A 24458-nucleotide genomic window follows, 5' to 3' on the forward strand; every position below is an offset into this window, starting at 1 on the left:
ACTTCTTCAACAGCCTGCTAGCCGCTGCGAAGCGCGGCTTCGATGGTCTTGCCGAGTGCGTCGAGCTGGAACGGCTTCTGGAGCGCCGGCCGATCGCGGTACTGTTCGGGCAGGCCGGAGGAGCCGTAGCCGGTGGCGAAGATGAAGGGGCAGCCTTTCGCCCTGATAACATCGGCCACCGGCGAGATGACCTTGCCGTTGACGTTGACGTCGAGAATGGCGATGTCGAACTCGGTCGCCTGGGCGAGCCGCATGGCCTCGGTGATGTCGCCGGCCTCGGCAGCGACCTTGTAGCCGAGCTCTTCGAGCATGTCCGCAACCATCATTCTGATCATCACCTCGTCTTCGACGAGGAATACAGAGCGGCCGGAAAGCCCCGTCGCGGTCATGATCGAGTCCTTGCCCATTCCCAAAAACGTTCGCAGATAACATGAATCGACGCAATGCGCGTTTTGACGAACGGCTGCCTGAAAATGGCGATCACGACTGGCCTGTTGCACGCCAATCTGTGCTCAAATATCCAGCCGAATGGTATCATGGGTTCCCGACCAAGGAACAAGATTCTCGCGCCCGGGTTGGCGACTTAACGGGCCTGACAACACAGCATTGGCAGCAATGACCTCCCATCAACCCCCGCCCGAAAAGATGATGTTTCAGCTCACGCTGAGGCGTCGGGGCATTAGCGATCAGGCCGTGCTGCGGACGATGGAGGAGGTGCCGCGCGAGCTGTTCGTCGACGACGCAAACCGCGACGGCGCCTATCGCGACAGTGCGCTGCCGATCGCCTGCGGGCAGACCATCAGCCAGCCCTTTGTCGTCGCCTACATGACCGAGCAGCTCCAGCTCCAGAAGCGGCACCGCGTGCTCGAGATCGGCACCGGCTCCGGTTATCAGGCCGCCGTGCTGTCGCGGCTCGCAGGCCAGGTGCTCACGGTCGAGCGCTACCGCAAGCTCGCGGACACCGCACGCGCCAGGCTCGAAGAGCTCGGCTGCCACAATGTCGAGGTGATGCTGGGCGATGGCCTCAATCTGCCGGCCAATATCGGCCCGTTCGACCGCATCATCGTCACCGCCGCGATGGAGCAGATTCCAGAGAACCTGATCGAACGGCTCGAGATCGGGGGCATCCTGATCGCACCGGTCGGCCCGCATCAGGGCGTGCAGACGCTGACCCGCCTCAAGCGCACCGAGGCGGGGATCGAGCGCAAGGAACTCGTCGATGTCCGCTTCGTGCCGGCGCTGCCTGGCGTGGCGCGGGAGCTGTAGAATTCCGGATTGGCTGTGCCGCCAACATCTTATTGGGAGGGTTAAGCCGTTATTTACTCGGCGCGTGTTTACTTAAAACACCAGTTCTGTTGCGTACGAGTGAGTAACCATGTCCGCTGTCGCCGAGTTGCTTTACTCGCGCCGCGTGCCGCAAGTCGCGGTGCTGGCGCTGATCTCCTTCAGTTTTGCGGGGTGCAGCGCCGACATGTCGTCGCGACTGTCCCAGTCGAATTTCTCCAATCCCTTCGCCTCGGAATCCACCGGTTCGGTGCAGCAGGCGCCACCGCCGCAGCGTGAGCTGCCGCAATATGCGCGGCCGCAGACGCAGCCTGGTTCCTATCAGTCCCAGCCCCTGCCTCCGCCCGCCGTGTCCACCCCGCAATCCTATCCCGTTGCCTCTGGCGGCGGAGTGTCCGGTGGCGGGCGCGGCGTCGGCTCCTACGCGCCCCCGGCGCAGCCGCACCTCGAGACCACGGCGACCGTACCGCCGCGCTCGGTTGCTGCAGCCCAGCCAGCGGGCGGCACCAAGATCATCGTCGGCACCAGCGACACGCTCGACGTGCTCGCCAAGCGCTATCATGTCACGCCGCAGGCGATCCTAGCCGCCAACGGCTACAAGGGCCCGCGCACGCTCTCGCCCGGCCAGCAGCTCATCATCCCGCATCCGGCCACGGCCGCTGCGCCCGCGCCGGCGATGGCTCCCGTCGCGGCTGTGCCTGCGGCGAAGCCGGTTGCAGCCGTCGCTGCGCCGCCGAGCACGCACTTCGTCAACCGTGGCGACACGCTCGCCAGCATCGCGCGCAAGAACCACATCTCGGCGGCCGAGTTGGCCCGTGCCAATGGCCTCGCCCCCTCAGCCAAGCTCAAGCTCGGCACTAAGCTGACCGTGCCCGGTGCCAGGACCGCCGCCGTCGCGGTGCCGGTTGCTCCGGCTCCGGTCGCGGCTGCTCCGGTTGTGGGAACGCTCCAGCCCGTGGCGGCCGCTCCGGCGCCTGCTACCAAGATGGCCGCTGCCGCCGCGCCGGTGCAGAGCGCGCGTCTGGCCCAAGCCACGGCCAATGTCGAAGAGAAGCCCGCCGAGACGCCGGCGAAGGCCCCGGAGGCCACTGGCGCGCTGCCGACCTTCCGCTGGCCGGTGCGCGGCAAGGTGGTCACGAGCTACGGCGCCAAGACCAACGGCAAGTCCAATGACGGCATCAATCTCGCGGTGCCCGAGGGGACGCCGGTCAAGGCGGCTGAAGACGGCGTCGTCGCCTATTCCGGCAACGAGCTGAAAGGTTACGGCAATCTGGTCCTGGTTCGGCACTCCAACGGCTACGTCACCGCATATGCCCATGCGAGTGAGCTGTTGGTGAAGCGCGGCGATACCATCAAGCGCGGTCAGGTCATTGCCAAGTCGGGTCAATCCGGGGAAGTGGCGTCGCCGCAGCTCCACTTCGAGATCCGTAAGGGATCGAGCCCGGTTGACCCGCTTCAATTCCTGAATGGAGCGTGAGGCGGACGCTTCAGCCGGGTTCACACCGCGCGCTCACTGTCATCGTCCGCGAAGGCGGACGATCCAGTATTCCAGAGACAGCAATTGTTCAGCCGATAGGCCGCGGCGTACTGCCTGCGCGGGGAATGACAGGTGTAGGTGAGGCGAAACTGTCCGCTACATCATCGTCAGCTTCACACCCAGCCGTCCCGCCAGCTCCTGCACGAACTGCCAGGCGACGCGGCCTGAGCGGGAGCCGCGCGTGGTCGACCATTCCAGCGCCTCGCGCTCCAGCGCCTCGTCGTCGATCTTGATGCCGAAATGGCTGCAATAGCCGCGCACCATGGCGAGATACTCGTCCTGGCTGCAGCGGTGGAAGCCGAGCCAGAGGCCGAAGCGATCCGACAGTGAGACCTTCTCCTCGACCGCTTCGCCGGGATTGATCGCGGTAGAACGCTCGTTCTCGATCATCTCGCGCGCGAGCAGATGGCGGCGGTTGGAGGTGGCGTAGAGGATGACGTTCTCGGGCCGGCCTTCGATGCCGCCTTCGAGCACGGCCTTGAGCGACTTGTAGGACGCATCATTGCCGTCGAAGGAGAGATCGTCGCAGAACACGATGAAGCGGAAGGAGGAGGCGCGCAAGCACTCCATCAGCGCGGGCAGGCTTTCGATGTCCTCGCGATGGATCTCGATCAGCTTCAGCTTGTCGGTCGGGTTGCGCTCCGCGTTGAGGCTGGCATGCGCCGCCTTCACCAGCGATGACTTGCCCATGCCACGCGCGCCCCAGAGCAGGGCGTTGTTGGCGGGCAGGCCATTGGCGAAGCGCTCGGTGTTCTCCATTAGGATGTCGCGCATCCGGTCGACGCCCTTCAGTAGGAATAGCTCGACGCGGCTGACCCGCGCCACTGCCGCAAGGCGGCCGTCCGGGTGCCAGACGAACGCGTCGGCCCGTTCGAACGACTCGGGTTCGAGGGTCGGGTTGCTCTGGGCCGAGAGGTGCGCTGCAATGGTCTCCAGCGCGCGGACGATGCGCTCCTGGGAGGGATCGACCGGGGCTGCCTTAACGGCGCCCTTGGGACGTTTTGCCGCGACGCCGGCGGGCTTCTTGGCAGGGGTATTGGGGCCTTTGCCGGCCGGGCTTTTGCTGGGTTTTTTGGGCATGTCCGAAGTTCCTGAGAACGCAGCCTTATCGGGCCTGAGGACGCGCCGCAAGGTGGGCCAAAAGGGCGGTCTGGCAGCGTTGCAATTGGGGCAATGGCCGCTATAGTCCGCGCGAATTTGACCGAACCGGTCGCCTTTGAGGGCCTGACCGGCTTTCCCCCGTTGTCACGAGGATCGTCCGAATGCTGATTACCCCTGCGTATGCCCAGGCCGCGGGCGCCGGCGACACCAACAGCATGTTGATGTCGCTGCTGCCGTTCGCCCTGATCTTTGTGATCATGTACTTCCTGATTCTGCGTCCGCAGCAGAAGAAGGTCCGCGATCATGCCGACCTCGTGAAGAACATCCGCCGCGGCGACACGGTGGTGACTTCGGGCGGCCTCGTCGGCAAGGTCACCAAGGTCGTCGACGACGACCAGATCGAGTTCGAGATATCCGACGGTGTGCGCGTGCGGCAGATGCGCCAGATGATCTCAGGCGTGCGCGCCAAGGGCGAACCGGCCAAAGAATCCAAGGAAAGCGCCAAGGACGACACCGCGGCGAAGTGAGTGCTCCCCCGCGAGTCACTATAAGTCTCCTGCAAGTCTCCTGATCTGACAGGTCTAGTCGATGTTGTATTTCACGCGGTGGAGGGCGCTCGGGATTATCCTGACGGCGCTGATCGTGTGCCTCTGCGCGGTCCCCAACTTCTTCCCCGAGGCGCAGGTCAAGACCTGGCCGGCCTGGGCGCAGCGCCGGCTCGTGCTCGGCCTCGACCTGCAGGGCGGATCCTATCTGCTGCTTGAGGTCGATTCCGCCTATGTGAGGAAGGAGAGGCTCGACCAGATCCGCGACGACGTTCGCCGGACGCTGCGCGATGCCAAGATCGGTTTCACCGGTGGCGTTACCGTGCGCAACGACGCGGTCGAAGTTCGCATCAGCAAGGAATCCGATGCGCAGGCCGCACTCGCCAAGCTGCGCGAGCTGTCGCAGCCGCTGGGCGGCCTCATGGGATCCGGCGGTCAGCGCGACCTTGAAGTCACCGATGCCGGTGGCGGTGTGATCCGTCTGAGCATCCCGCAGGCCGCGATGCTCGACCGCATGCGCAAGACCATCGAGCAGTCGATCCAGATCGTCGAACGCCGCGTCAACGAGCTCGGCACCGTCGAGCCCGTGATTCAGCGCCAGGGCAACGACCGCATCCTGGTGCAGGTCCCCGGCCTCCAGGACCCGACGCGCCTGAAGGAACTCCTGGGCAAGACCGCGAAGATGGAATTCCGCATGGTCGATACCTCCGTGCCGCCGGATCAGGCGCAGCAGGGCAGGTTGCCGCCGGAATCCGAACTCTTGATGAGCGCCTCGCCGCCCCCGACACCTTACGTGGTCAAGAAGCAGGTGCTGGTCGCCGGCGGCGATCTGACCGACGCCCAGGCGAGCTTCGACCAGCGCACGGGTGAGCCGGTCGTCAGCTTCAAGTTCAATACGTCGGGCGCGCGCAAATTCTCGCAGGCGACGCAAGAGAATGTGGGACTGCCGTTCGCGATCGTGCTCGACAACAAGGTGATCTCGGCGCCCGTCATCCGCGAGCCGATCACCGGCGGCCAAGGCCAGATCTCCGGGAATTTCACCGTGCAATCGGCCAACGATCTCGCGATCCTCCTGCGCGCCGGCGCGCTGCCGGCGCCGCTCACGGTGGTCGAGGAACGCACCGTCGGTCCGGGTCTCGGCCAGGATTCGATCGAGAAGGGCGAGCTTGCGGCCTATGTGGGCTCGATCCTCGTCATCGTGTTCATGCTCGCGACCTACCGGCTGTTCGGCGTGTTCGCGAACGTCGCGGTGGCGATCAACGTCGCGATGATCTTCGGCCTGTTGTCGCTGCTCAATGCCACGCTGACGCTGCCCGGCATCGCCGGCATCGTGCTCACCGTTGGCATCGCGGTCGATTCCAACGTGCTGATCTACGAGCGCATCCGCGAGGAGCTGCGCGGCGGCCGCAACGCGATCTCGGCGATCGACGCCGGCTTCAAGCGGGCGCTGGCGACGATCCTCGATTCCAACATCACCACCTTCATTGCTGCCGCCGTGCTGTTCTACATCGGCACCGGCCCGGTGCGCGGCTTTGCCGTGACGCTCGGCATCGGCATCATCACCACGGTGTTCACCGCCTTCACCCTAACGCGGCTGATCGTCGCCGGGTGGGTGCGGTGGAAGCGGCCGCAGAGCGTGCCGATCTAGGAGCCTGATCGTGACTCACACCGTTCTCATCGGGCTCGGCGTCCTCATCGCCATTCTCACCGTAGTCGCGGCCCTCGGCCTCTTGCCGTCGCTGCGTATCGTCCCGGACAATACGCATTTCGACTTCACGCGCTTTCGCCGCATCAGCTTCCCGATTTCGGCGGCGCTGTCGATCGTCGCGATCACGCTGTTCTTCACCCACGGGCTGAATTTCGGCATCGACTTCCGCGGCGGCACCTTGCTCGAGGTGCAGGCCAAGTCCGGCACCGCCGACATCGCGGCGATGCGCACGACGTTGGATTCTCTGCGTCTCGGCGAAGTCCAGCTCCAGCAGTTCGGCGGCCCCGCGGACGTCCTGATCCGCGTCGCGGAGCAGCCCGGCGGCGACGCCGCGCAGCAGGAGGCCGTGCAGAAGGTCCGCGCAGCGCTTGGCGATTCCGTCGAATATCGCCGTGTCGAGGTGGTCGGCCCGCGCGTCTCCGGTGAGCTCTTGGCCTACGGCATGCTCGGCCTGATGCTCGCGATCGTGGCGATCCTGATCTATCTCTGGTTCCGCTTCGAATGGCAGTTCGCGCTCGGCGCCATGATCGCCAACGTGCACGACATCGTGCTCACGATCGGCTTCATGTCGATCAGCCAGGTCGATTTCGACCTGACCAGCATCGCCGCGCTGCTGACGATTCTCGGCTATTCGCTCAACGACACCGTCGTCATCTACGACCGTATCCGCGAAATGCTGCGGCGCTACAAGAAGATGCCGATGCCGCAGCTGCTCAACGAGTCCATCAACTCGACGCTGTCGCGCTCCATCATCACCCACGTCACGGTGACGCTGGCACTGCTCGCGCTGCTGCTGTTCGGCGGACACGCCATCCACAGCTTCACAGCAGTGATGATGTTCGGCGTGGTGCTGGTCGGCACCTACACCTCGATCTTCATCGCGGCGCCGATCCTGATCTATCTCGGCGTCGGCGAGCATCGCGAAGATGCGCCGGATACGGCTACGCCGGCGAAGAAAAACAAGGCATGATCCGAACCGCATGCGTTTGCGGGGGTAGTAAGCTCATTCGGACCTGGCTCATGGCTGGCGACCCCAACGCACCCCATTTCCCGCGCTCGGCGCCGATCGAAGCCTATGGCAAGGGCGGCTTCGCCTTCGCTGGCATGTCGCATCGAGGATCGTTGCTGTGCCTGCCCGACGCGATCTGGGCCTGGGACGTGACGGACCCCACCAAGATCGACCGCTACTCGCTCGATCGCGTGTTCACGGCCGCCAACAGCATCGACACGCTTCTGGTCGGCACTGGAACCGGGGTTTGGCTTCCGCCGCCGGAACTGCGCCAGGCCTTGAAGGCGGTGAGAGTAGTGCTGGACACGATGCAGACCGGCCCCGCCGTGCGCACCTACAACATCATGATCGGCGAGCGACGCCGCGTCGCGGCCGCGCTGATCGCGGTGCCATGAGCAGCACCGCGCCGCCCCCCGATTCGGCTACCTTCTGCGCCGATCTCGTGCGCAGCCACGACTTTCCGCGTTACGTCGCGACGCTGTTCGTACCCGCCGCAGAGCGCCGCGCGCTGCTGGCGCTCTATGCCTTCAATGCAGAGATCGTGCGCGTTCGCGACCAGGTGAGCCAGCCCTTGCCCGGCGAGATTCGCCTGCAATGGTGGACCGACATGCTGTCAGGCCATGTCCATGGCAGCGCCGAGGGCAATCCGGTGGCGGCGGAGCTGCTCCGCGCGATCCGCGATTACGACCTGCCGGTCGAGCCGCTGTCGCTGCTCGCCGACGAGCACCAGTTCGATCTCTACAACGATCCGATGCCGACCATGGCGGCACTGGAAGGCTATCTGGCGGCCACCTCATCGGCGTTGTTTGCCCTTGCAGCCCGGATCATGGCGCCGCCGTCGGAGGCGGCCGAGCATCTCGCCCGTCATGCTGGGCTTGCCCAGGGAATCGTCCAGGTCGTTGCCAACCTGCCGCGTGATGCGGCGCACCGGCAATTGTTCCTGCCGCAGCAAGTGCTGGCGAGCCACAACTGCAATATGGAGGATGTGTTCGCCGGCAAGGAGACGCCGAGCCTGCGCGCCGTACTGGACCAGCTCGCGGGCGAAGCGCGGCAGCATCTGACCACGGCCTCCTCGCTGCTGCCGCAGGTGCCGCCATCCGTGCGGCCTGCGTTTCTGCTGCTGAGCCAGACCCGGGCCGATCTGAAGCGCGTGTCGAAACCTGGCCGCAATCCGTTCGCGCCGCAGCCGGCCTCGCGGCTGCGCACGCTGTGGACGCTGTGGCGGGCTTCACGCTCCAGGGAATTTACCAAATAGGGGTCGGCTTATCGCCTGAGGCGGCCAAATGCTCTATGCTGGCCTATGGCCGACTTGTCCCAAAGCGCGACCTCCGATCTCGGCGACTTCCCGGTCGCACCAAGCGACATCCATGCGGCCGCCGAGACCATCCGGGGTGCCGTCGTCGAAACGCCTTGTAGCTACAGCCGGACGCTGAGCAGCATCTGCGGTTGCGACATCTGGCTGAAATTCGAGAACCTCCAGTTCACCTCCTCGTTCAAGGAACGCGGCGCCCTCAATAGGCTGACCGCGCTGACGCCGGAGGAGCGTGCGCGCGGCGTCATCGCGATGTCGGCAGGTAACCACGCACAGGGCGTCGCCTATCACGCGAGAAGGCTCAACATTCCCGCCACCATCGTCATGCCGGTCGGCACGCCCATGGTGAAGATCGAGAACACCAGGCATCACGGCGCGGAGGTGGTGGTTACGGGCGCGACGCTGGAGGAGGCGGCCGCGTTCGCGCGGAGCCACGGTGAGGCTCGCGGCATGATCTTCGTCCATCCCTACGACGATCCGCTGGTGATCGCCGGGCAGGGTACCGTCGGACTGGAGATGCTGAAGGCGGTGCCGGAGCTCGATACGTTGGTCGTCCCGATCGGCGGCGGCGGGCTGATCAGCGGCATCGCTATTGCCGCCAAGTCGATCAAACCGTCGCTACGGATGCTCGGCGTCGAGGCCTGGCTCTATCCCTCGATGTACAATGCCATCCATGACGGGAATCTGCCGGCGCGCGGTGACACGCTCGCCGAAGGCATCGCGGTCAAATCGCCCGGCAAGATCACCACCGAAATCGTCCGCCGCCTCGTCGATGACATCGCGCTCGTGAACGAAGCCGAGCTCGAGCGTGCGGTTGCGACCCTGATCTCGATCGAGAAGACGGTGGTCGAGGGCGCCGGTGCCGCCGGCCTTGCCGCGCTGATGTCCGATCCATCTCGCTTCGCCGGCCAGAAAGTGGGCCTGGTGCTGAGCGGCGGCAACATCGATACGAGACTGATCGCCTCGGTCCTGACCCGCGAGCTGGCACGCGAGGGGCGACTGACCCAACTCTCGCTCGATATTCCTGACCGCCCCGGGCAATTGGCCGCGGTCGCGGCGCTTTTGGCCGAAGCCGGCGCCAACATCATCGAGGTCTCGCACCAGCGGACCTTCTCCGACTTGCCGGCCAAGGCGACGCTGCTGCAACTGGTCATCGAGACCCGCGACAGCGCCCATCTCGACGAGGTGATGGCAAGGCTCAGTGCATCCGGGTTGACGGCGCGCTGCACGTGAGCGCGTCCTATCGCGGTGTTAAACCCGCGAGGTGACCGATCAGCCGATCGATCTCGGCTTCCGTATTGTAGTAGTGCGGCGAGGCGCGCACGACTGGCGGTAGCGCGCGAAGTTCTGCATCGATGCGGGTGCTCGACGGATCCGAAGCGCCGATGGTGATGCCCGCCGCAGCGGCACTGCTGACAATGGCGTTCGCGTCATATCCGTCCACCGTGAAGCTGACGATCGCGCCCGGCGCGCGGCCGAGGTCGCGTATTTGGATTCCGCGAATGGAGGCGAGGCCGCTGCGAAGGCGGTCCGCAAGCAAGCGGCAGCGCTGCTCAATAGGACCAAGGCCGATCGCGAGGGCATAATCGACGGCAGCCCCCAATCCAAGCCGGGCGGCGTAGTTGTTCTCCCAAGTCTCGAAACGGCGCGCATCATCGCGGAGCTGATACTCATCGCGCGAGACCCAGGGCGCGGCGAAATGGTCGATCATCGGCGGCTCGAGCCGCTGCAGCATCGCTCGGCGGACGTAGAGAAAGCCGGTACCGCGCGGCCCGCGCAGGAATTTGCGCCCCGTGGCGGACAGCATGTCACAGCCGATGGTTTCGACATCGACCACCATCTGGCCGACCGCCTGGCAGGCATCGAGCAAATAGGGAATGCCGTGCGCTCGCGCGATCCTGCCGATCGCCGCCGCGGGATTGACCAGCCCGCCATTGGTCGGAACCCAGGTGATGGCGATGAGCTTCACGCGGTCATCGATCATGCGTTCGAGCGCAGCGACATCGAGTTCGCCCGTCGAGTCGCTCGGCACGACGTCGATGATCGCGCCTGTACGCTTGGCCACCTGCAGAAACGCGACATAGTTGGCGGCGTACTCTGCCTCGGCGGTCAGGATGCGATCGCCCTGGGCAAACGGAAGCGAATAAAACGCCATCTGCCAGGCAACCGTCGCGTTCTCCATGAGGGCAATCTCGTCGGGCGCGGCATTCAGTAGCCGCGCCACCGAACCGTAGACCGTGTCGAGCCGGACGGACTCGCGATCAGCGGCGGCATAACCTCCGATCTCGCTTTCGAAGTCGATGTGTCGCTTCATCGCTGTGGCAACGGGCGTTGGCATGAGGGCAGCACCCGCATTGTGGAGATACGCAAGCCGGGAGGCGCCAGGTGTGTCGGTGCGTATCCGGTCGATGTCGATCAAGTGTGAGCCTCTGCATTAGGGGTCCCTGAATTTGACACACTGACGCACGCGAGCAAGATCGGACAATGGATGCCGCGGCTGGAGCATGCCGATCCGGATGCTATGATGATAGAGGGCGTGATTTGGTGGTGATTTGAAAGGACCCGCGATGGCGAAGAACACGATTTGCCTCTGGTACGACAAGGACGCCGAGGCGGCGGCCCGCTTCTACGCCGAGACGTTCCCCGATAGCTTCGTAAGTGCCGTTCAACGCGCGCCCAGCGATTACCCGTCCGGCAAGGCCGGCGATGTGCTGACGGTCGAATTCACCGTGGCTGGCGTTGCTTGTCTCGGACTTAACGGCGGGCCCATGTTCAAACACAACGAGGCCTTCTCGTTTCAGATCGCTACCGACGATCAGGAGGAGACAGACCGTTATTGGAACGCCATCGTCGGCAATGGCGGGCAGGAAAGTGCCTGCGGCTGGTGCAAGGACAGATGGGGCGTTTCCTGGCAGATCACGCCGCGCGTATTGATCGAGGCGCTGGCGGCCGGCGGCCCTGAAGCCAAGCGCGCCTTCGACGCAATGATGGGGATGACCAAGATCGACGTGGCCGCGATCGAGGCGGCGCGGCGCGGCTGAAATTGTTAGGCCTCAGATGCAGAGGCTGAGCAGCTTGATGTGGCAGCCGCTGGATTTGGGCTTGCTCGCGGGCACGGCCTCGCGCTTCACGGCAACCAGCGGCTCCTTGTCCTTCTTTCTCTTGCCCTTCGGCCCATAGTCGCCGGCAATCACCATCGCCCAATAGGTGCGCTTGCCGCTGGCATTCTTGGCGCTCGCGATGCCGACGCGGGAGGCGTTGTGCAGCAACAGGTTCTTGCGGTGTCCGGAGGAGTCGATCCACTGTCCCAGGGTCTTCTCGAAATTGTCGTAGCCGTAGGCGATGTTCTCGGCGGCACGGCCCGCGCCGGCTGGCGCCACACGGCGGTTGAACGGGCCGAGTGCGTCGTGGCTGAGATCGTCCTTGGCCGCCATCGCGCGGGCCTGGTCCATGGCGATGCGGTCAAGGGTTGAATCGCGGACGACACGGACTTCGCCGTGCTTGAGGCGGAAGCTCGAGATCAGCTCGGCGGGGGACTCGGCCATTGCGGGTGTGATGGCCAAAAGCAAGCCGGCGATCAGGCCGCCAACCACACGATGCATCATCGTCCCCCGAATGCCCATAACCCGCCAAGCCCGAATGATCCGACGCTTCTCTATCGCCAATGTGGACGCTTCAAGGCGCGTCAGGCCCTAGCTCGTTGGCAGATCCGCCTCGAAATTGAAGCGATCGCGCAGGTTCTTGCGCTGCTCGAGGATGTCCTTGAGGAAGGCGCGGTCCTGATCGTTCTTCATCATCGGCTCGATCAGGTCGAGCTGGTTCATGGCGACCAGTTGCAGGATCTCGGTGCGCGGTTTGCCGCTAGTGTCGCGGGGCAGGGCGTGGACGACCTGGATGTGCTCCGGCGGCTTCGGACCCTTGGCGGCCGCAAGCTCGTTGCGCAGCTCGCCTTCGAGCACGGCCCGGTCGGCTTCGACGAAGGCATAGAGACCGACGCCGGAGCGGCGGTCCGCAAAGGCGACGATGGCGGTGTCGCGCACGGCCGGGTTCTTGCGGATCAGTGCCGCCAGCACCGGCGCGTCGTTGACGAGCCGGCGGCCGCCACCCTCGCGATCAGTGAAGTTGAACAGGCCGCGGGTGATGGCGCGATAGACCTTCTTGCCGGTGACAAGCCACAGGCTCGCGGCAAACGATTTTTTCGCGAGGATTTTCCGCTCGCGCGGCGTCAGTGCGTCCGGCGCATAGGAGCGCTTGTGCTTGAGCAGATGCCGGAGGTCTTCATAGGCGAGGATGCGGTAGAGCCGGCCGCGCCGCGCAAAGCAGGCGGCGAGCTGGAAGTCGGTGACGTAGGCGCGGCCGTCGCGGCCGACCAGCCAGTTCTGCTCCTTGGCGAGATCGTTGTGGCAGATGCCGGCGCGGCGAAGCCGCCGCAGCGCGGCCTTGGCCGAGCGGAAATAAGCGAGGTCGCCGTGCGGCTTGGCCAGATGCAGCGCGACGCCATCAACGAAGCCGCGCACGAGCGCGCGGCGTCCAGCCCACAGCAGCTTCGGACCGACGTTGAGGCCTTTGGCGAGCGCCAGCGCGCGCTTCTCGCGGGCGAACAGGTGGCGTGCCAGCAGGAACGACCACCACGGCACCTCGTCGAGCCGGCGCAGCACCGCGTCGACCTCGCCGTTCTCGCTGCGGAAGCGGCCGCGCTCGACGGTTGAGAACACGTCGCGCTTGAGCAGCACGCCCTCGGTCCAGCGCGCCGAGAGTGTCGCGGCGTCGTCTTGGGGGAGGCTCATCGAAAACTCACGCCGCGGCGGCAATGCGCAGGTGATCGGCGATCCAGCGATCGAGATCGGCGAGCGCGCGTGCGCTCATCGCCTGCTTCTTGGCCACCGTCTTCTCGTTGCCGCGCAGCCGCGTGCCGTCGGGCTTCTTGGTCGGCACGGTCGCGAGCGGCGGGAATAGGCCGAAATTGATGTTCATCGGCTGGAACGAGCGCGAGCCGGGCTCGATGGTTTCGATATGGCCGCCGGTGATGTGGCCGAGCAGCGATCCCAGCGCCGTCGTGCCCGGCGGACCCGCGAGCGTCTCGCCGCACGCATCGGCGGCCGCATAGAGGCCGGCGATCAGGCCGACGCTGGCGGATTCCACATAGCCTTCGCAGCCCGTCATCTGGCCAGCAAAGCGCAGCCGCGGCTGCGCCCGCAGGCGCAACTGGCCATCGAGCAGTTTTGGCGAATTGAGGAAGGTGTTGCGATGCAGGCCGCCGAGGCGGGCGAATTCGGCCTTCTCCAATCCCGGAATGGTGCGGAAGATGCGCTGCTGCTCGCCGTATTTCAGCTTCGTCTGGAAGCCGACGATGTTGTAGAGCGTGCCGAGCTTGTTGTCCTGGCGCAGCTGCACGATCGCGTAAGGCTTTGTGGCCGGATCGTTCGGATTGGTGAGGCCGACCGGCTTCATCGGACCGTGGCGCAGCGTCTCGAGGCCGCGTTCCGCCATGACCTCGATCGGCAGGCAACCGTCGAAATAGGGCGTGTTGGTCTCCCACGCCTTGAACTCGGTCTTCTCACCGGCGATCAGTGCCGCGACGAACCCATCATACTGCTCCTTCGTCATCGGGCAGTTGATGTAGTCGGCGCCGTTGCCGCCAGGACCGACCTTGTCGTAGCGCGACTGGAACCAGGCCACCGACATGTCGATGGACTCGCGATGCACGATCGGCGCGATCGCATCGAAGAAGGCAAGCGCATTCTCGTCCGTCAGCTCGCGGATGGCATCAGCCAGCGGCGCAGAGGTGAGGGGGCCGGTCGCAACGATGACGTTGCTCCAGTCGGCTGGCGGCAGGCCGGCGACCTCACCGCGGGCGATCTCGATCAGGGGATGGTCGTTCAGCGCCTTGGTGACGGCCGCTGAGAAGCCCTCGCGGTCGACGGCCAAGGCGCCGCCGGCGGGTACCTGGTTGGCATCGGCGGCGCGCATGATTAGCGAGTCGAGCCGGCGCATCTCCGCATGCAGCAGGCCGACGGCGTTGTTGGCGGCGTCGTCCGAGCGAAACGAATTGGAGCAGACGAGCTCGGCGAGCCCGTCGGTGCGGTGCGCCTCGGTCATGCGGGTCGGCCGCATTTCGTGCAGCACCACGGCCACGCCGGATTTGGCCACCTGCCAGGCGGCTTCGGAACCGGCAAGGCCGGCGCCGATCACGTGCACGATGTTGGATTGGGATCCTGTCATGGGGCGGACAGGTAGCGCTTTTCAGCGTCCAGTGGAATCGCCGAGATCGAGTTTTCTGCCAACAGATACGACAACGCCCGCACGAGGCGGGCGCTATCGGTTCGTCCGGTGAAGGGCTGAACGATATCAGCCCTGATACTGGCCGGCGGCAACGCGCGGGATGTCCGAGCGATCGAGGCCGATATCGGCCAGTTCGCGATCGCTGAGCTGGGACAGCTCGGCAACATTGCGCTGATAATCCCGGAAAGCCTGGATCATGCGGATGAGCGAGAGCAGCATTGGTAGTCTCCTGTAGTTCGATTCAGCCCTTGCCCGGGCCTCATCGTTGAAATGAATATAGGTGAGAGTGGTGCAGTGCGAAAGTTCCGATGTTGCGATGCAGCTAGGCGAGGAACGCATAGCACTGATAACGGACGATTAACCCGACGGCATTCCCGCTCAAGCCACGGGCAAGACAAGCAATTTGGTGCCACAAATTCCCGTGAATTCACGGGGTTATTGCGGATCATGCAGTTTAATACATGATGGAGTTCCTCATACCTGCAAGGGGTTCATCCAGCGTCTGGACCCAAGCTAGATATGCGCGAATCGCATGCACGACTTGGCATAAAAATGAATATCAATTCATAATAAGATCTGCCGATTCGCTTCGGAAATCGGCTGAACGGCAAAACGAGGGTCTTAAGGCGCGCGGGCGAGCTGGGTGGCGAAATAGGCGACGGTCTTGGAATAGACCTCGCTCTTGTTCCACTGCTGGAGCACCGCGAAGTTCGGACCGCCCGGCTGCCAATCCTTGCCGCGCTGCCAGCCATAGCCGGCGAGATAATTGGCAGTGGAGGCCAGCACATCCGGCGCGTTGTGCAGGAGATCGCGCTTGCCGTTGCCGTCGAAATCGACCGCGTACTTCATCCAGGATGACGGCATGAACTGGGTTTGGCCAAGCTCGCCGGCCCAGGCGCCCTTCATGTCGGCGGGTGCGAGATCGCCGCGCTGGACGATGCGCAATGCGTCCATCAGCTCGCCGCGAAACTGCTCGGCGCGCCGACAGTCATAGGCCAGTGTCGCCAGTGAACGGATGGTGGCGAACTTGCCGGTGTTGACGCCGAAATCGGTCTCGAGCCCCCAGATCGCGACCAGCACCTCGCCGGGGACGCCATAGGCCTGCTCGATGCGCGACAGCACCGAGCCATATTGCTTCATCATGTTGGAGCCGCGCTGCAGGCGCGGCGGCACCATGCGGCCGGAAAACTCCTCGAAGGTCTGGGTGAAGACCTTTTGCGACCGGTCGCGGTTGAGCACGCCCTGATCGAGCGTCACACCGGCGAGCCCCGATGCAATGGCTTGTTGCGAGATGCCCTTGGCCGCAGCGTCGGTTTTGAAATCCGCAAGCCAGGCGTCGAAATTGCCCGAGCCGCAGGCAACAGCGGCGAGCGCTGGCTGGACTGACAGGATGGACGCGGAGAGGGCGAGGGCTGCAAGAGCGAGACGAGAAATCGTCGTGGTCATCAGATGAAATGGATTCCGTGAAGTGATCTGACCGGCGAGCATAATCTCGGTTGTAACCGCGGCCAAAGCAAGGCTGTGACAGCGCGACCCTGCCCGAGCCGGGCAGGATCGCATGTCACGATATCGTCAGGCGTCCGTGTTGTTCCTCCAGGGGAAGAGGTTGGCGGGGAAGTCGGCGGCCGGCTTGCGCGGACGATGCGGCGGAGGCGGTACTGGACGTGCACCTGGATCGGACACGATCACCTTGCGGTAGAGGTGCCACGTGGCATGGCCGAGCAGGGGGATCACCACGGCGAGGCCGAGGAACGCCGGGATCGTGCCGAGCGCCAGCAGCACCGCCACGATCAGGCCCCAGGCCGCCATCGGCGCCGGGTTCTTTGCGACGACGCGCAGCGAGGTGACCATCGCCTCGAACGCACCGGCATGGCGGTCCAGCATCAAGGGGAACGACACGGCACTGATGCAGAGCGCGGCGAGCGCGAACAGGAAGCCGGTGCCGCAGCCGACCACGATAAGCCACCAGCCCTGCCGCGTCGTCAGCACGCGTGTGATGAAATCTGAGATACCGGTCACGCCCTCATAGCCGAACGCCGCAACATAGATCGCCTGTGCGGTCGCGACCCAGGTCACGAACAGAGCGAGCAGCAGCGTGCCTAGGCCGAGCATCGCACCGAAGGAGGGCGAGCGGAGCACCTCCATGGCGTCCCAGGCGGTGGCCTCTTCATGGCGTTCGCGCCGGCTGGAAAGCTCGTAGAGACCGAGCGCGGCGAAGGGCCCGATCAAGGCGAAGCCGGCGGCCAGCGGAAACAGCAGCGGCAGCACCGAATAGCCCATCACCACGCGGGCGAGCACGAGGCCGAGCACCGGATAGATCACGCAGAGGATGATGGCGTGGCTCGGAACGGCCTTGAAGTCCTCCCAGCCGCGCTTCAGCGCGTCGTGCAGGTCGGACAGTTGGATGGTTCGGATCACCGGTCCGGCCGCTTCCGCGGTCCGGGCCATGCTGGGGACATTGCCCTGGTAGAGTGTGGCCATGGTCGGTTGCTCCCTTGCCATGCGGTCGATCTCGCGCCGGCAACGGCGCAAGTGGTCGCCTTCTTTGAACGATCGCGATTCCGATGGCATCGCGAGCTGAACCGCAAGCGTACTCCCAATTCCGAGTCCTGTCCCTCACGCCTGGGGCGAATTTCGATGACGCAGTGCAAACCTCGCCGATGTCATTCGGTCGTCATTTCGCCGCAGATAAGCTGATGCTGCGTGCTGCTTCGCAGAACTTCGCGGGCGTAACGCACGAACATCGTCTATAGTGCCACTCAAGGCCCTTCCAACGGATCCTTTTCGGGGAGCAGACATGAGCATTTTCGGGAAAATCATGAGCGCGATCTTCGGCAGCCATCCGGCTGCTGTCGCGCCTGGCGGCAGCGCGCCCGCAGGGGCCGCGCCGGGCACATCGGCGCCGGCTGCCGCGCCCATGGCAGCCGTCGACGTCGCCGCGATCGTCGATAAGGCGGTGGCTGCGCACAAGGGCGAGAAGCTGGAATGGCGCACCTCCATCGTCGATCTCATGAAGGCGCTCGACATCGATTCCAGCCTTGCTGCGCGCAAGGATCTCGCCAAGGAACTGGGCTACACCGGCGATATGAACGACTCGGCGAGCATGAACGTCTGGCTCCACAAGCAGGTGATGTCCAAGCTCGCCGCCAATGGCGGCAAGCTGCCGCCTGAGATCAAGCACTGACCGATCGCTCGGTCGTAGCGCAAGGGCCCGCGATCTCGCGGGCCCTTTTGCGTTCAGGCGAGGAGATCCGCATCTTCCGGATGCCTGTCGAGATAGTCGACGACGAAGCCGCAGCCCGCGATCACCTTCTTGCCGTCGCGGCGGATCAAGTCCAGCGCGCCCTTGACCAGTTCGGACCCGATACCGCGGCCGCGCAGGGCGCGCGGCGTTTCGGTATGGGTGATGATCACGGCCGACGGCGTCAGCCGGTAATTGGCGAAGGCGATGCCGCCGCCGACATCGAGCTCGAAGCGGCTCCTGTCCTTGTTGTCGCGTACCGAAGCCGCCATGCGGGATCCTTCCGAAGTGCAGATTGCGTCCTGATCTAGGAGGCTGAGCCCGCCCTTGCCAAGGTGCGACCAAGGGAGATTGCCGCAGGGGAGATATCCGCAAACGCGCGTCCCTGCGGCCGCAGTGCAGTATGGAAGTCTCGCTCTGCGAGCATGACGCAGCGACCGCAAATAATCCCCGATATTGCCCTTGCAAGGTCCGCGACGGTTCCCACGTCCTTGAGAGGACATACGCCCGAATGCGGCCGGCAGGGTCGCTAGACATTCGGAGTGTCATGATTGCCAGCCGCAGACGTATGCCTCTTGTAGGAGGGTACGATGTCGGATTTTGGTTTCTTGGGTACTCATCGAACATGGGAAGACTGGTGCGGTATGCTGCTCGGCGCGCTGATCGTGGCTTCGCCGTGGTTTCCCATCCAGGATCAGCCGGTCACCGGACACGAAACGATGATCCTGAATGCCGTCGCGGTCGGTCTGGTCGTGTTTGGCATCAGCCAGCTCGAATATGTTGCCTTGCAGCGCTGGCAGGAGGTGACGACGATCCTGGTCGGACTGTGGCTCATCGCCTCGCCTTACGTGATCGGCTATTCCGGTGAAGGCTTTCTCCGCATCTACCACACGAGCCTCGGTGCGGTGGTGGTGCTGCTCGGCGTACTGCAGTTGTGGCAGGACTGGGATCTGAATGACCAGGACATGCTCAGGCACGGACAATAGGCCGTAGATATCGGCAGGCCCGCCGGCCGCGGGTGGCGGGCCTGTGTCCTTGGCGCGTGACGAGATCTGAGTAGCCCGGGCGCCGCTCGATCCGCGACGGCGGTTCGGTTCAATCGGTGGCTTTGGCGAGCCTGGAATCTTCGGGCTGCGGCTGCGGGCGGAGGCAACCCTGACAGATGACCAGGGAGCGACTGACCCTGGCGTCGTGCTCGGCGTCGGTGCCGTCCTGCGCCTGCCACCATTCCTTCGAAGAGGTCTGAAGTTCGCCGTGCGATCGGTCGTGCTCGGATCGGGCTGCGGTGCGCGCAGGTCCGGACGCTGCGTGCGGCCGGTTGGGATCTTCGCCGGCGCCGTCCCAGGCATAGCGCGCGGGCTTGAAGGCGGGATCTGAGGCCAGATGCGCTTGCGGGCCCACGGCACATCCGGCAAGCGCCAGCGTAAGCAGGAGGACGGCGGGCGCTTTGACCATGATGTGACACTCTGAACGCAAGAACTGAGCGAGGTTGCGCCGGTCATGTTTAAAATTCCCTGAACGATTGCGTCCGCGCCGGCGACAGAGGCGTACGCGCTATCTGATCCTCCTGCTCGTTCTCTTCGCTTCCGCCGCGCGCGCCGAAGGCACAAGACCCTTCAATCCGTCCGACTATCCGCCCGGCGTGCAGAAGGCGCTACGCTACACCAATGAGGAATGCGTCAGCCAGGACGGTGGCACCGTGACCTTCGCGCTGGACACTGTGCGCAAGATCGACCTGATCGGCGACGGCCGTGACGACTGCATAGTCGATTTCAGCGGCACCAAATGCGGCGAGCGCGAGACCATCTATTGCGGAACCGGGGCTGCACCATGAACATCCTGGTGGCGTTGCCGGGTGGGGATGTGCGTCTCGTCTTCGACGGTCGTGGCCGCAGCTACGAGATCAAGCCGAAATCGACCAGGCACGGCGCTTCGCGCGTCATCCGCTTCGATCTGCATGGCAGCTATTGCGGCGGCTTTGGTGCGCAGACCTGTGTGAAGGAGAGGGCCATCACGACGAAGCCGTTCGCATTCAGGGAGCCGTAGGGCAGGTACGCGGCCGGCGGCCTTGCAGGGGCGCTGGCGATGGCGATAAATGGGCTGCAATGAGCGGGCAGCTAACGTCCTGTCCGCGCTTGAAGAGGAAGCCCGATGCAGCCCCTGCGCATGTCCCGCCGCGTCATGAATCTCGCCTACATGCTGACCCAGAATACGCGGCGGCATGGATCGCGAGCTGGCTTTGTCTGGGGTGACAAGTCCTGGACCTGGCGCGAGATCGATGCACAGGTCTCGGCGCTGGCGGCCGCGCTCGCCGCACGCGGCATCGCGAAGGGCGACCGCATCCTCGTCCATTCCAAGAACGGCGACGAGATGTTCTTTTCGATGTTCGCCGCGTTCCGGCTCGGTGCGGTCTGGGTCCCCACCAATTTCCGCCTGATGCCGGATGAGGTCAGCTATCTCGCGCAGGCCTCCGGCGCCAAGGCGTTTCTGTGCCACATCGATTTTCCCGAGCACGCTGCGGCGGTGAAGGGCGGCGCACTGGAATTCACCTGGAGCATCGAAGGCAAGGCTGCGTTCGGCGAGCGCTCGGTGGCTGACGCGGTCGCCTCGCAAACCGGTGCTGCCGTGGAGAACGTCGCGGTCGAGCACGACGATCCCTGCTGGTTCTTCTTCACCTCCGGCACCACCGGCCGCTCCAAGGCCGCCGTGCTGACCCACGGCCAGATGGGATTCGTCGTCACCAATCATCTCGCCGATCTGACGCCCGGCACGACGGAGCAGGATGCCTCGCTGGTGGTGGCGCCGTTGTCGCACGGTGCCGGCGTGCATCAGCTGATGCAATCCGCGCGCGGTGCGCGCACCGTGCTGCTGCCGACCGAAAAGTTCGACATCAACGAAGCGTTCCGACTGATCGAGGCGCATCGCGTCAGCAATCTCTTCACGGTGCCGACGATCCTGAAGATGATGGTCGAGCATCCCGCCGCCGACAAATACGATCATTCCTCGCTGCGCCAGGTCATCTATGCCGGCGCGCCGATGTATCGCGAGGACCAGAAGGCGGCGCTGAAGAAGCTCGGCAAGGTGATCGTGCAGTATTTTGGCCTTGGCGAGGTCACCGGCAACATCACCGTGCTGCCGGCCGCGCTGCACGATCCCGAGGACGGCCCGCATGCGAAGATCGGCACGTGCGGCTTCGAGCGCACCGGCATGCAGGTCTCGATTCAGGACGACGACGGCCGCGAGCTTGCCGCCAACCAGAGCGGCGAGATCTGCGTGATCGGGCCCGCGGTGTTCGCCGGCTATTACGACAACCCTGAAGCCAATGCGAAGGCGTTTCGCAACGGCTGGTTCCGCACCGGTGATCTCGGTCACATGGACGAGGAGGGTTTTGTCTACATCACGGGACGGGCTTCCGACATGTACATCTCCGGCGGCTCCAACATCTATCCGCGCGAGATCGAGGAGAAGATCTTGACGCATCCGGCCGTCGGCGAGGTTGCCGTGCTCGGCGTGCCCGATGCGACCTGGGGTGAGGTCGGCGTTGCCGTCTGCGTCGCGCGCGAGGGCGCGACGCCGGTGAGTGAAGCGGAGATGGCGGCGTTCCTCGCGCCGAAGGTGCCGCGCTACAAGATGCCGAAGCGGTTCTTCTTCTGGGAGGCGCTGCCGAAATCCGGCTACGGCAAGATTCCAAAGCGCATGGTGCGTGATGAGCTCGAGGCGCGAGGCCTGCTCGATCTCGACAAGACGAAGGCAGGCTGAGCGGGCGTCATGCGCAGCATCAAGCAGCCGGGCGCACCTAGCGCAGAACGCATCCAATGGGTGGAGGCGAGGGGACGCGCCTTCGCGTTCACGCTTGAAGCCGGCCTGCCGCTGCTGGAAGCCGCGCGCCGCGGTTTTGCCGCGGAGGGTTTTGCCGGAGGCGTGCTCAATTTTGGTGCTGGCGCGCTGGGGCCGTTCGCCTATGTGATGCCGGCGCTGTCGAAGACTGGCGAGAACGCTGCGTTCTACAGCGATACGTTCCGGCCCAAGGGCGTGACGCGCACGAAGCTCGGCAGCATGACGCTGGGCATGCGTGACGGCGCGCCGTTCTTTCATTGCCACGGGCTGTGGACCGAGGCCGATGGCCGCGCCAGCGGCGGCCACATGCTGCCGGACGAGACTGTTGTCGCCGAGCCGTTTGCCGTCGAAGCGTTCGGTCTCGATGGTGCGATGTTCACGGCCGAGCCTGATCCTGAGACGAATTTCAAGCTGTTCGGTCCGGTGGCGGCGGCGAGCACCGATGCGCAGGCGACGAGCCGAGCGTTTGCGATGCGGCTGCGGCCGAACCAGGATTTTGCGGGTTGTCTCGAAGCATTCTGTCGCGCGCACGGCATTGCCCGGGCCAAGCTCCACGGCGGCGTCGGCTCGACCATCGGCGCGCGCTTCACCCATGGCGGCGCGACCGAACCGTTCGCCACTGAGCTGGCAATAACGTCCGGCGTGATCGAGGCCGGTTCGTCCGGCGCGCTCGAAGCCGCACTCGACGTCGCCCTGATCGACTACACCGGCGGCCTCGCCGAGGGCCGCCTGGTGCGCGGCGACAATCCCGTGCTGATGACCATGGAGCTGGTGCTGGTGCCCATGGGCTGATCCTTGGGCTAAGGCACGACCGAAGCTTGCGACCTTCCGCAGATGCCACTTCCCTGCAGTTTGTGTTCCTGGTATGTTCCTTTGAAGATTTCGGCGGGGACGGAGCGGGGCAGGGGCATGAGCCGGACACGACGTCGACAGACCACACTGCGCGCGCCCTATCTCAGGCGTGTCTGGCTCGATCGCTCGCGGGTCGAGGACTGGGAGGCTTATCCGTTCTGCCTTCCCGTCTTCAGGGATGAGTTCGATCACAGCTTCGAGTCCGCTGTCACGATCATCGTCGGCGAGAACGGAACCGGGAAGTCGACCATTCTCGAAGGCATCGCGGGGATGGCCGGCTTTGCCAGCACCGGCGGCCGCAAGGGCTTTCAGGAGATCGACGGCGGCGGCATCGAAATCACTGGCGAAGAGCTGTCGTCTGCCTTGCGGGCCGCGTGGGTCCCGAAGGTGACCGACGGCTGGTTCTTCCGGGCGGAGACATTCTTTTCGGTTGCGCGCTATCTCGACCGCTCGGCCGTGAGCGCCGCGCAAGCCATGGAGGGCGTGTTTGGTGCAAGCGTTCAGGAGGCGCCAGACTATCTCTCCTTTTCCCATGGCGAGGGCTTTCTGGTCTTCTTCGAGGAGCGCTGCCAGAAGCAGGGCATCTACATCTTCGACGAGCCGGAATCGGCGCTGTCGCCGGCGCGCCAGATGGACTTCCTCAAGCTCCTGCATCGCATGGATCTCTCCGGCAATTGCCAGGTGATCATGGCGACCCACGCGCCTCTGCTGATGGCCTATCCCAATGCGCAGCTGCTGCGGCTGGGAAAATATGGCCTGGAGCCTGTTACGGTGGAGCAGACCGATCATTATCGGGTGATGCGCGAATTCTGCGACGATCCGCGCGGATTCGTGGAGGCGACGCTGGGGGAGTGATTGAGGGATGTGGCAGACACCGTTCTCTCCGTCGTCATTGCGAGGAGCGCTTGCGACGAAGCAATCCAGAGTCTCTCCACGGTGGCAGTCTGGATTGCTTCGCGGAGCCTGTCATCGGGCCGCGCTTCGCGCGGACCCATTGGCTCGCAATGACGGCGTGGAAGGCAACAGCGCACCTACTCTCGTGTCCCGGACAAGCTGCAACGCGTGAGCGTTGCGGCGCGGAGCCGGGCCCCAGGAGGCCGCGCGGTGCGCTGCTGCATGGGGCCCCGGCTCTGCAGCGCATCGCCAAGGGGGGGCGCTGCGCTGCGTCCGGGGCACGAGAGACGAATCCATCTCGCATTCCTATCCAGATCGCACACACGGTTTCCCGTTCTCGCGGCACATCTGCCCGAGCTTTGCTTCGATCATCGCCCTCGAAGATGCCGAGGGCGCAGGGAAGGCCGGGCGCCGGCTGGCACCCGCGGTCCGCTGTGCGCAAATACGCTGGAAACAAATGCACAGCGGCATACAGGGCAGCCTGGACATCCTGGCCTTCCCTGCGCAGTGGTTTTACGGCTTATGTCGTGATCTCCCCGGGGAGCGATGCACTATTGCCCCCGTCGCCTTGCGGATGACTGATGTTGCGGGCCCGGTCGGGCCGCATGCATCACCGCAACACTTGGCGCACAGACCCCGGGCGCCAGGACCACACGATTTTGCCGTACGCAGGCTGCACCCGTCGTGTGCGCGCGGCGTTTGCTCACGGAGTGACCCGCCCTGCAAACCGACCCGCGCGCGGCACTGCCCGCGTCCACCACATCCCATCCCGCGTTCGTGACGATCGCGATCCGCCCCTCGGCCCGGGTTGGGGTGACCGAAACATGCGATAATTCCGAATTCGAGTAAAGCGAAT

Annotated in this window: 28 protein-coding genes; 17 read left to right on the plus strand and 11 right to left on the minus strand. The window is 64.7% G+C overall.

Annotation, left to right across the window (positions count from 1 at the left end):
* Positions 1 to 17 precede the first annotated feature (17 nt).
* Complete coding sequence (locus tag ACNJX8_RS20715) at positions 18 to 389, minus strand: response regulator (RefSeq protein WP_091886060.1); 372 nt, start codon at positions 387 to 389, stop codon at positions 18 to 20.
* Positions 390 to 430: 41 nt separating this feature from the next.
* On the opposite strand from ACNJX8_RS20715, the gene ACNJX8_RS20720 reads away from it, so the two are divergent.
* The 3 genes from ACNJX8_RS20720 (at position 431) to ACNJX8_RS20730 (ending at position 2761) form a co-directional block, all read left to right on the plus strand.
* Positions 431 to 619 (plus strand): hypothetical protein, encoded by a 189-nt coding sequence (locus ACNJX8_RS20720; RefSeq protein WP_128933609.1) that lies wholly within the window; start codon positions 431 to 433, stop codon positions 617 to 619.
* Complete coding sequence (locus ACNJX8_RS20725) at positions 616 to 1266, plus strand: protein-L-isoaspartate(D-aspartate) O-methyltransferase (protein ID WP_439356598.1); 651 nt, start codon at positions 616 to 618, stop codon at positions 1264 to 1266. The genes ACNJX8_RS20720 and ACNJX8_RS20725 overlap by 4 nt, the downstream gene beginning before the upstream one ends.
* Positions 1267 to 1375: 109 nt before the next feature.
* A complete protein-coding gene (locus ACNJX8_RS20730; RefSeq protein ID WP_439356599.1) occupies positions 1376 to 2761 on the plus strand; it encodes a peptidoglycan DD-metalloendopeptidase family protein in 1386 nt (461 codons plus the stop codon).
* A 156-nt stretch (positions 2762 to 2917) separates the two neighbouring features.
* On the opposite strand, the gene ACNJX8_RS20735 is transcribed toward ACNJX8_RS20730, so the two are convergent.
* Positions 2918 to 3901 carry an ATP-binding protein gene (locus ACNJX8_RS20735; RefSeq protein WP_439356600.1) on the minus strand — a complete coding sequence of 328 codons (984 nt, stop codon included), beginning with the start codon at positions 3899 to 3901 and terminating at the stop codon, positions 2918 to 2920.
* A 182-nt stretch (positions 3902 to 4083) separates the two neighbouring features.
* Here ACNJX8_RS20735 and yajC point away from each other — a divergent pair, with 182 nt between their 5' ends.
* From yajC to ACNJX8_RS20765, 6 genes are all read left to right on the plus strand, one after another.
* Positions 4084 to 4449 carry a preprotein translocase subunit YajC gene (yajC, locus tag ACNJX8_RS20740; protein ID WP_128933613.1) on the plus strand — a complete coding sequence of 122 codons (366 nt, stop codon included), beginning with the start codon at positions 4084 to 4086 and terminating at the stop codon, positions 4447 to 4449.
* 61 nt (positions 4450 to 4510) lie between these two features.
* Positions 4511 to 6115 (plus strand): protein translocase subunit SecD, encoded by a 1605-nt coding sequence (gene secD, locus ACNJX8_RS20745; RefSeq protein WP_091885500.1) that lies wholly within the window; start codon positions 4511 to 4513, stop codon positions 6113 to 6115.
* A gap of 10 nt (positions 6116 to 6125) precedes the next feature.
* Positions 6126 to 7145, plus strand: coding sequence for a protein translocase subunit SecF (secF, locus tag ACNJX8_RS20750; RefSeq protein ID WP_128933614.1), 1020 nt, complete (start codon positions 6126 to 6128; stop codon positions 7143 to 7145).
* 50 nt (positions 7146 to 7195) lie between these two features.
* Positions 7196 to 7579, plus strand: a complete 384-nt coding sequence (locus tag ACNJX8_RS20755; RefSeq protein WP_091885494.1) for an Mth938-like domain-containing protein — start codon at positions 7196 to 7198, stop codon at positions 7577 to 7579.
* Positions 7576 to 8439, plus strand: coding sequence for a phytoene/squalene synthase family protein (locus ACNJX8_RS20760; RefSeq protein WP_439356601.1), 864 nt, complete (start codon positions 7576 to 7578; stop codon positions 8437 to 8439). Before ACNJX8_RS20755 ends, ACNJX8_RS20760 begins: the two co-directional genes overlap by 4 nt.
* A 45-nt stretch (positions 8440 to 8484) precedes the next feature.
* On the plus strand, positions 8485 to 9729 hold the full coding sequence (locus ACNJX8_RS20765) for a threonine ammonia-lyase (protein WP_091885488.1): 1245 nt from the start codon (positions 8485 to 8487) through the stop codon (positions 9727 to 9729).
* 7 nt (positions 9730 to 9736) lie between these two features.
* Here ACNJX8_RS20765 and ACNJX8_RS20770 read toward each other — a convergent pair whose 3' ends face one another.
* Positions 9737 to 10915, minus strand: a complete 1179-nt coding sequence (locus ACNJX8_RS20770) for an aminotransferase class V-fold PLP-dependent enzyme (protein ID WP_439356602.1) — start codon at positions 10913 to 10915, stop codon at positions 9737 to 9739.
* A 148-nt stretch (positions 10916 to 11063) separates the two neighbouring features.
* Here ACNJX8_RS20770 and ACNJX8_RS20775 point away from each other — a divergent pair, with 148 nt between their 5' ends.
* Positions 11064 to 11537 carry a VOC family protein gene (locus ACNJX8_RS20775; protein ID WP_439356603.1) on the plus strand — a complete coding sequence of 158 codons (474 nt, stop codon included), beginning with the start codon at positions 11064 to 11066 and terminating at the stop codon, positions 11535 to 11537.
* A 12-nt stretch (positions 11538 to 11549) separates the two neighbouring features.
* Here the strand turns inward: ACNJX8_RS20775 and ACNJX8_RS20780 are convergent, their stop codons facing one another.
* The 6 genes from ACNJX8_RS20780 to ACNJX8_RS20805 all read right to left on the minus strand — a co-directional run bounded on the left by ACNJX8_RS20780 (position 11550) and on the right by ACNJX8_RS20805 (position 17259).
* On the minus strand, positions 11550 to 12098 hold the full coding sequence (locus tag ACNJX8_RS20780; RefSeq protein ID WP_439356604.1) for a CAP domain-containing protein: 549 nt from the start codon (positions 12096 to 12098) through the stop codon (positions 11550 to 11552).
* Positions 12099 to 12188: 90 nt separating this feature from the next.
* Positions 12189 to 13283 (minus strand): serine/threonine protein kinase, encoded by a 1095-nt coding sequence (locus ACNJX8_RS20785; protein WP_439356605.1) that lies wholly within the window; start codon positions 13281 to 13283, stop codon positions 12189 to 12191.
* Between the two features lie 7 nt (positions 13284 to 13290).
* Positions 13291 to 14718 (minus strand): methylenetetrahydrofolate--tRNA-(uracil(54)-C(5))-methyltransferase (FADH(2)-oxidizing) TrmFO, encoded by a 1428-nt coding sequence (gene trmFO, locus ACNJX8_RS20790; protein ID WP_439356606.1) that lies wholly within the window; start codon positions 14716 to 14718, stop codon positions 13291 to 13293.
* A 126-nt stretch (positions 14719 to 14844) separates the two neighbouring features.
* The gene (locus ACNJX8_RS20795) at positions 14845 to 14997 is read right to left on the minus strand and encodes a DUF1127 domain-containing protein (protein ID WP_007590701.1); all 153 of its coding nucleotides are present in this window, start codon (positions 14995 to 14997) and stop codon (positions 14845 to 14847) included.
* Between the two features lie 402 nt (positions 14998 to 15399).
* Positions 15400 to 16224, minus strand: a complete 825-nt coding sequence (locus ACNJX8_RS20800; RefSeq protein WP_091885472.1) for a lytic murein transglycosylase — start codon at positions 16222 to 16224, stop codon at positions 15400 to 15402.
* A 126-nt stretch (positions 16225 to 16350) separates the two neighbouring features.
* Complete coding sequence (locus tag ACNJX8_RS20805) at positions 16351 to 17259, minus strand: DUF2189 domain-containing protein (protein ID WP_439356607.1); 909 nt, start codon at positions 17257 to 17259, stop codon at positions 16351 to 16353.
* A 316-nt stretch (positions 17260 to 17575) separates the two neighbouring features.
* Here ACNJX8_RS20805 and ACNJX8_RS20810 point away from each other — a divergent pair, with 316 nt between their 5' ends.
* A complete protein-coding gene (locus ACNJX8_RS20810; RefSeq protein WP_164934912.1) occupies positions 17576 to 17962 on the plus strand; it encodes a DUF3597 domain-containing protein in 387 nt (128 codons plus the stop codon).
* Between the two features lie 53 nt (positions 17963 to 18015).
* Here the strand turns inward: ACNJX8_RS20810 and ACNJX8_RS20815 are convergent, their stop codons facing one another.
* On the minus strand, positions 18016 to 18291 hold the full coding sequence (locus ACNJX8_RS20815) for a GNAT family N-acetyltransferase (RefSeq protein WP_128933623.1): 276 nt from the start codon (positions 18289 to 18291) through the stop codon (positions 18016 to 18018).
* Between the two features lie 318 nt (positions 18292 to 18609).
* Between ACNJX8_RS20815 and ACNJX8_RS20820 the strand changes: the two genes are divergently transcribed.
* Positions 18610 to 19005 (plus strand): SPW repeat domain-containing protein, encoded by a 396-nt coding sequence (locus tag ACNJX8_RS20820; RefSeq protein WP_128933624.1) that lies wholly within the window; start codon positions 18610 to 18612, stop codon positions 19003 to 19005.
* A 109-nt stretch (positions 19006 to 19114) separates the two neighbouring features.
* On the opposite strand, the gene ACNJX8_RS20825 is transcribed toward ACNJX8_RS20820, so the two are convergent.
* Positions 19115 to 19474, minus strand: a complete 360-nt coding sequence (locus ACNJX8_RS20825) for a hypothetical protein (protein ID WP_439356608.1) — start codon at positions 19472 to 19474, stop codon at positions 19115 to 19117.
* A gap of 67 nt (positions 19475 to 19541) precedes the next feature.
* Here ACNJX8_RS20825 and ACNJX8_RS20830 point away from each other — a divergent pair, with 67 nt between their 5' ends.
* The 5 genes from ACNJX8_RS20830 to ACNJX8_RS20850 all read left to right on the plus strand — a co-directional run bounded on the left by ACNJX8_RS20830 (position 19542) and on the right by ACNJX8_RS20850 (position 23563).
* A complete protein-coding gene (locus tag ACNJX8_RS20830) occupies positions 19542 to 19853 on the plus strand; it encodes a hypothetical protein (protein ID WP_439356609.1) in 312 nt (103 codons plus the stop codon).
* Entirely contained in the window at positions 19850 to 20065 is a 216-nt protein-coding gene (locus tag ACNJX8_RS20835; RefSeq protein WP_439356610.1) for a hypothetical protein, read from the plus strand. The genes ACNJX8_RS20830 and ACNJX8_RS20835 overlap by 4 nt, the downstream gene beginning before the upstream one ends.
* A 105-nt stretch (positions 20066 to 20170) precedes the next feature.
* Positions 20171 to 21778, plus strand: coding sequence for an acyl-CoA synthetase (locus tag ACNJX8_RS20840; RefSeq protein ID WP_439356611.1), 1608 nt, complete (start codon positions 20171 to 20173; stop codon positions 21776 to 21778).
* Between the two features lie 9 nt (positions 21779 to 21787).
* Positions 21788 to 22648, plus strand: coding sequence for a PCC domain-containing protein (locus tag ACNJX8_RS20845; protein ID WP_439356612.1), 861 nt, complete (start codon positions 21788 to 21790; stop codon positions 22646 to 22648).
* Between the two features lie 117 nt (positions 22649 to 22765).
* Positions 22766 to 23563, plus strand: a complete 798-nt coding sequence (locus ACNJX8_RS20850) for an AAA family ATPase (protein ID WP_091885450.1) — start codon at positions 22766 to 22768, stop codon at positions 23561 to 23563.
* Positions 23564 to 24458: the final 895 nt, after the last annotated feature.

It is taken from the genome of Bradyrhizobium sp. SPXBL-04 (assembly GCF_051853035.1).
GTDB lineage: Bacteria > Pseudomonadota > Alphaproteobacteria > Rhizobiales > Xanthobacteraceae > Bradyrhizobium > Bradyrhizobium zhanjiangense.

Excerpts from the sequence above, each read along its gene's own strand:
- ACNJX8_RS20715 (WP_091886060.1), bottom strand. The coding sequence starts at position 389 with ATGACCGCGACGGGGCTTTCCGGCCGCTCTGTATTCCTCGTCGAAGAC.
- ACNJX8_RS20720 (WP_128933609.1), top strand. The coding sequence starts at position 431 with ATGAATCGACGCAATGCGCGTTTTGACGAACGGCTGCCTGAAAATGGC.
- ACNJX8_RS20725 (WP_439356598.1), top strand. The coding sequence starts at position 616 with ATGACCTCCCATCAACCCCCGCCCGAAAAGATGATGTTTCAGCTCACG.
- ACNJX8_RS20730 (WP_439356599.1), top strand. The coding sequence starts at position 1,376 with ATGTCCGCTGTCGCCGAGTTGCTTTACTCGCGCCGCGTGCCGCAAGTC.
- ACNJX8_RS20735 (WP_439356600.1), bottom strand. The coding sequence starts at position 3,901 with ATGCCCAAAAAACCCAGCAAAAGCCCGGCCGGCAAAGGCCCCAATACC.
- yajC (WP_128933613.1), top strand. The coding sequence starts at position 4,084 with ATGCTGATTACCCCTGCGTATGCCCAGGCCGCGGGCGCCGGCGACACC.
- secD (WP_091885500.1), top strand. The coding sequence starts at position 4,511 with ATGTTGTATTTCACGCGGTGGAGGGCGCTCGGGATTATCCTGACGGCG.
- ACNJX8_RS20755 (WP_091885494.1), top strand. The coding sequence starts at position 7,196 with ATGGCTGGCGACCCCAACGCACCCCATTTCCCGCGCTCGGCGCCGATC.
- ACNJX8_RS20760 (WP_439356601.1), top strand. The coding sequence starts at position 7,576 with ATGAGCAGCACCGCGCCGCCCCCCGATTCGGCTACCTTCTGCGCCGAT.
- ACNJX8_RS20765 (WP_091885488.1), top strand. The coding sequence starts at position 8,485 with ATGGCCGACTTGTCCCAAAGCGCGACCTCCGATCTCGGCGACTTCCCG.
- ACNJX8_RS20775 (WP_439356603.1), top strand. The coding sequence starts at position 11,064 with ATGGCGAAGAACACGATTTGCCTCTGGTACGACAAGGACGCCGAGGCG.
- ACNJX8_RS20780 (WP_439356604.1), bottom strand. The coding sequence starts at position 12,098 with ATGCATCGTGTGGTTGGCGGCCTGATCGCCGGCTTGCTTTTGGCCATC.
- ACNJX8_RS20785 (WP_439356605.1), bottom strand. The coding sequence starts at position 13,283 with ATGAGCCTCCCCCAAGACGACGCCGCGACACTCTCGGCGCGCTGGACC.
- trmFO (WP_439356606.1), bottom strand. The coding sequence starts at position 14,718 with ATGACAGGATCCCAATCCAACATCGTGCACGTGATCGGCGCCGGCCTT.
- ACNJX8_RS20795 (WP_007590701.1), bottom strand. The coding sequence starts at position 14,997 with ATGCTGCTCTCGCTCATCCGCATGATCCAGGCTTTCCGGGATTATCAG.
- ACNJX8_RS20800 (WP_091885472.1), bottom strand. The coding sequence starts at position 16,224 with ATGACCACGACGATTTCTCGTCTCGCTCTTGCAGCCCTCGCCCTCTCC.
- ACNJX8_RS20805 (WP_439356607.1), bottom strand. The coding sequence starts at position 17,259 with ATGGCCACACTCTACCAGGGCAATGTCCCCAGCATGGCCCGGACCGCG.
- ACNJX8_RS20810 (WP_164934912.1), top strand. The coding sequence starts at position 17,576 with ATGAGCATTTTCGGGAAAATCATGAGCGCGATCTTCGGCAGCCATCCG.
- ACNJX8_RS20815 (WP_128933623.1), bottom strand. The coding sequence starts at position 18,291 with ATGGCGGCTTCGGTACGCGACAACAAGGACAGGAGCCGCTTCGAGCTC.
- ACNJX8_RS20820 (WP_128933624.1), top strand. The coding sequence starts at position 18,610 with ATGTCGGATTTTGGTTTCTTGGGTACTCATCGAACATGGGAAGACTGG.
- ACNJX8_RS20825 (WP_439356608.1), bottom strand. The coding sequence starts at position 19,474 with ATGGTCAAAGCGCCCGCCGTCCTCCTGCTTACGCTGGCGCTTGCCGGA.
- ACNJX8_RS20835 (WP_439356610.1), top strand. The coding sequence starts at position 19,850 with ATGAACATCCTGGTGGCGTTGCCGGGTGGGGATGTGCGTCTCGTCTTC.
- ACNJX8_RS20840 (WP_439356611.1), top strand. The coding sequence starts at position 20,171 with ATGCAGCCCCTGCGCATGTCCCGCCGCGTCATGAATCTCGCCTACATG.
- ACNJX8_RS20845 (WP_439356612.1), top strand. The coding sequence starts at position 21,788 with ATGCGCAGCATCAAGCAGCCGGGCGCACCTAGCGCAGAACGCATCCAA.
- ACNJX8_RS20850 (WP_091885450.1), top strand. The coding sequence starts at position 22,766 with ATGAGCCGGACACGACGTCGACAGACCACACTGCGCGCGCCCTATCTC.